The sequence below is a fragment of the Kitasatospora sp. MBT66 genome (assembly GCF_000710405.2).
GTDB lineage: Bacteria > Actinomycetota > Actinomycetes > Streptomycetales > Streptomycetaceae > Kitasatospora > Kitasatospora purpeofusca.
On sequence record NZ_JAIY01000010.1, the window covers coordinates 869,700 to 874,208 of the forward strand.

Annotated in this window: 2 protein-coding genes and 2 pseudogenes; 3 read left to right on the forward strand and 1 reads right to left on the reverse strand. The window is 74.3% G+C overall.

All coding sequences use genetic code 11. From position 1 onward, the window contains the following. Positions 1-408 (reverse strand): annotated as a pseudogene (locus tag BI06_RS51240) (hypothetical protein); the annotation flags it as partial. A gap of 309 nt (positions 409-717) precedes the next feature. On the opposite strand from BI06_RS51240, the gene BI06_RS28575 reads away from it, so the two are divergent. From BI06_RS28575 to BI06_RS28585, 3 genes and pseudogenes are all read left to right on the forward strand, one after another. After that, on the forward strand, positions 718-1,479 hold the full coding sequence (locus BI06_RS28575) for a 3-hydroxybutyrate dehydrogenase (protein ID WP_030391543.1): 762 nt from the start codon (positions 718-720) through the stop codon (positions 1,477-1,479). A 225-nt stretch (positions 1,480-1,704) separates the two neighbouring features. Further along, positions 1,705-3,087, forward strand: coding sequence for an MFS transporter (locus tag BI06_RS28580; RefSeq protein WP_043472442.1), 1,383 nt, complete (start codon positions 1,705-1,707; stop codon positions 3,085-3,087). A gap of 130 nt (positions 3,088-3,217) precedes the next feature. Further along, positions 3,218-4,509, forward strand: a pseudogene (locus tag BI06_RS28585) (GAF domain-containing protein); the annotation flags it as partial.

Below are 4,509 nucleotides of genomic sequence, written 5' to 3' on the forward strand. Positions count from 1 at the left end.
GTAGCGCAGGTCGAGGCCGTGCTCCAGGCCGAGCTGGTCGACCCGGCGGGCCAGGCCGGCGTGGGAGAAGCCGGCCTCCTCGATCAGGGCGGCCAGTTGGAGGTTCTGGGTGCCGGCCGTCTGGTGCCGCTCGGTGGGCGGCCGTTCCGGGACGTGCCGCTCGGGAACGGGCCGGGCGGGAGCGGACCGGTCGGGCGTGTGCCGGTCCGGACCGGGCGTGTGCCGGCCGCCCGGGCCGGGCCGGTCGAGGGCGTGCCGGTCGGGCGTGGCCTGCTCGGGCAGCCGCAGTTCGTCGGCGGTCGGGGCGTCGGGGGCGTCCGGAAGGGCCCGGCCGACCGGACCCCGGTGCTGGTCGAGCGGGTCGAGCGGTCCGTACGCCGGGCTGTCGGTTGCAGGCCTTTGGGGCATAGTCAGTCAACACCTCTCGGACGCCGCACCGGCTCCACCAGCGGTTCGGCTGCCTGTGGCGACGCCCCCTGTCGGGAATCGGCGTGAATGTAGCGAGCATTCGGGCGCTATGGGTGGTTCTGACCGAGCAATCCTCCGAACGGGTGAAGCATCCGCGCCCATTGTGGGGAAGACCCCTCAGGGTGGGTTTGGCTTTCGGGGCTTCTGCCGGCCGGCGACCGTCATGGCGGAGAACCCCACAGTTCTCAGGGGTGCTGTGGAGGACCACCACATAGGAGCCCGGGCGTCGGATTCCTACCGTTCTGGGCCATGGACACCACTTCAGCCCGCCCGCTCGACGGCCGCACCGCCCTCGTCACCGGGGCCGCCTCCGGCATCGGCCGGGCCTGTGCCGAGGTCCTCGCCGAGGCCGGCGCCCGGGTGTACGTCGTCGACCTCGCCGCCGACCCCGCCCGTCGGCTGGCCGAGCGGATCGGCGGCGTCGCGCACGTCACCGACCTCGCCGACCCGGAGGCCGTGGAGGCCCTGCCGGCCGATGCCGACATCGTGGTCAACAACGCCGGCCTCCAGCACGTCGCCCCGGTCCACGAGTTCCCGCTCGAACGCTTCGTCCAGATCCAGCGGGTGATGGTCGAGGCCCCGTTCCGCATCCTGCGCCGCACCCTCCCCCACATGTACGCGCGGCGGTGGGGCCGGGTCGTCAACATCTCCTCCGTCCACGGGCTGCGGGCGAGCCCCTTCAAATCGGCCTACGTGACCGCCAAGCACGCCCTGGAGGGGCTCAGCAAGACCGTCGCGCTGGAGGGCGCGCCGTACGGCGTCACCAGCAACTGCGTCAACCCCGGCTATGTCCGCACCCCCCTGGTGGAGCAGCAGATCGCCGCCCAGGCCCGGGCCCACGGCGTGCCCGAGGAGGAGGTCGTCGAGCGCGTCCTGCTGGAGCGCACCGCCGTCAAGCGCCTCATCGAGCCGGTCGAGGTGGCCCGGCTCGCCCTCTACCTCTGCCTCCCGCACGCCGCCTGCCTCACCGGCGCCTCGCTCCCCCTCGACGGCGCCTGGACGGCGCACTGAGCGGGGGCGTGATGGTTCCTCCAACCACGGCAGCCGACCGGGGTATGTGGGTCGGTCACATAGTCCCGGGCACCGCGGCTCCCTACCTTGTGGCGACACCCCCGTCCTGCCCGCTCCTCGCGCTGCGCCCGCTCCCCCGTCCCGTCCCGCCCCGTCCCGCCCTGTTCCGCCGCCCCGCCCCGTTCCCCCGTCCTGTCCTGTCCCCGGCCCGGAAGTGGTGACCCCATGACAACCGCCGTCTCGGATCAAGCACGGAGCCGCTCACTGCCCAGAGTCGTGGCGGCGAGCCTGATCGGTACCACGATCGAGTGGTACGACTACTTCCTGTACGGAACGGCCGCGGCCCTGGTGTTCGGGAAGGTGTTCTTCCCCAACAGCGACCCGCTGACCGGCACGCTGCTGTCCTTCCTCACCTACGCGATCGGGTTCGCGGCGCGCCCGCTCGGGGCGCTGGTCTTCGGGCACTTCGGGGACCGGGTCGGCCGCAAGCGGCTGCTGGTGGTCAGCCTGCTGCTGATGGGCGGCTCGACCACGCTGATCGGGTGCCTGCCGACCTACTCCTCGGTCGGGGTGACGGCGCCGGTGCTGCTGACGCTGCTGCGGCTGGTGCAGGGCTTCGCCCTCGGCGGCGAGTGGGGCGGCGCGGTGCTGCTGGTGTCGGAGCACGGCGACGCCCGGCGGCGCGGGTTCTGGGCGTCCTGGCCGCAGGGCGGCGCCCCGGCCGGGAACCTGCTGGCGGCCGGGGTGCTCTCGCTGCTGACGGGCATCCAGTCGGAGGCGACGTTCCTGGCCTGGGGCTGGCGGGTGCCGTTCCTGCTCTCGGCGGTCCTGGTCGGGGTCGGCCTGTGGATCCGGCTGGCCGTGGACGAGTCACCGCTGTTCAAGGAGGCGCTGGCCCGGGCGGCCGCGCGCGGGAAAGCCGAACAGCCGCCGCTGGTCGGGGTCCTGCGGCACCACTGGCGCGAGGTGCTGGTCGCGATGGGCGCGCGGATGGCGGAGAACATCTCGTACTACGTGATGACCACCTTTGTGCTCGCGTACGCCGTCTCGCACGTGCACTTCCCCAAGCAGACCGCCCTGAACGCCGTCCTGATCGCCTCGGCGGTGCAGTTCGCGCTGATCCCGGTGTTCGGGGCGCTCTCCGACCGGGTCGGGCGCAAACCGGTGTACCTGGTGGGCGCCGTCGGCGTCGGGGTGTGGGCGTTCGTCTTCTTCGGGATGGTGGACACCGGCTCCTTCGGGTCGCTGGTGCTCGCGGTGACCGTCGGCCTGGTCTTCCACAGCGCCATGTACGCGCCCCAGGCCGCCTTCTTCTCCGAGCTGTTCGCCACCCGGATGCGCTACTCGGGCGCGTCGATCGGCGCGCAGTTCGCCTCGGTGGCCGCCGGCGCACCCGCACCGCTGATCGCCACCGCGCTGCTGAAGGACTACGGCAGCTCGACCCCGATCTCGGTGTACGTGGCGATCGCCGCCGCGATCACCGTCCTGGCGGTGCTGTGCGGACGGGAGACGCGCGGGCACGACCTGGCGGAGGTGACCGGCGGCCGACCGGCCGAGGACGGCGCGGAGCCGGGAGCGGCCACGGTGGGGAAGGCGGCCACCGCCTGACACGCCGTCCGGCCCGCCGGCGCCCGTCACCGTACGGGCGCCGGCGGGCTACGGCCACCCGGGCCGAGCGGCTAGCATCGCGCTTCCCTCCCCGGGACACGAACACCCACTGCCGATTGGCGGCCGTACCATGAACGACCTCCACGCCGGCTCGGCGCCCGCACTGCGGCGACTGCTGGACCTGCTCGCCTCCGGCGCCGCCACCGAGGACTTCACCGACGTGCTGGCCGACGCGCGCCGCCGGGGCGCGCCGGCCGACGTGCTGGGCGAGATCGACGACGCGACCTGGCAGGCACTGCGGGTCCACCGGACCCTGCGCCAGCACCGGCGCCGCGAGGCCGAGTTGACCGCCCTCTTCGACACCGCCGGCGACCTCGCCGCCTCCCGCGACCTCGACTCCGTGCTGCAGGCGATCGTCCGCCGGGCCCGGATGCTGCTGGGCACCGACACCGCCTACCTCACCCTCCCGGACGAAGCCGCCGGCGACACCTACATGCGGGTCACCGACGGCTCGGTCTCGGTCCTCTTCCAGACCCTGCGGCTCAGCCTCGGCGACGGCCTCGGCGGCCTGGTCGCGCAGAGCGCCCGCCCGTACGCCACCCCCGACTACCGCACCGACGACCGCTTCCACCACACCGACGTGATCGACGCGGGCGTGGTCGACGAGGGCCTGGTGGCGATCATCGGCGTCCCGCTGCTGCTCGGCGGGCGGGTGATCGGGGTGCTGTTCGCCGCCGACCGCTCGCCCCGCGCGTTCTCCCCCGACGAGGTCGCACTGCTGTGCACCCTGGCCGCGCACGCCGCGATCGCGCTGGACACCGCCAAGGCGCTCGCCGACACCCGGTCCGCGCTCGCCGAGCTGAACAGCGCCAACGAGCTGATCCGCGCCCACTCCGCCGCCGTCCAGCGCGCCGAGCGGGGCCACGACCGGCTCACCGACCTGGTGCTGCGCGGGGCCGAGGTGCCGGACGTCGCCGCGGCCGTGGCCGCGCTGCTCGGTGGGGGAATAGCCGTACTGGACACCGAGGGCGAGCCGCTCGCCGGACGGGCCGCCGCACCCGGCACCGGGCCGGCCGAGACGGCGGCGGCGTCCCGGGCCGAGGGGCGCGCGGTGCGCCACGGCGGGGCCTGGGTGTGCGCGGTGCTGGCCGGGCAGGAGCAGCTCGGCACGCTGGTGCTGCGCGGCCGGCCGGACCTCGACGACGCCGACCGCAGGCTGTTCGAACGGGCCGGAGTGGTGACCGCGCTGCTCCTGCTGCTGCGGCGGTCGGTCGCCGAGACGGAGAACCGGGTCCGCGGCGAGCTGCTGGCCGACCTGCTCACCGCTCCCGACCGGGATCCGGCCGGGCTGACCGCGCGGGGGCGCCGGCTGGGCGTCGACCTCGGGCGGCCGCACCTGGTGCTGGTCGCCGAGCCGGGGCG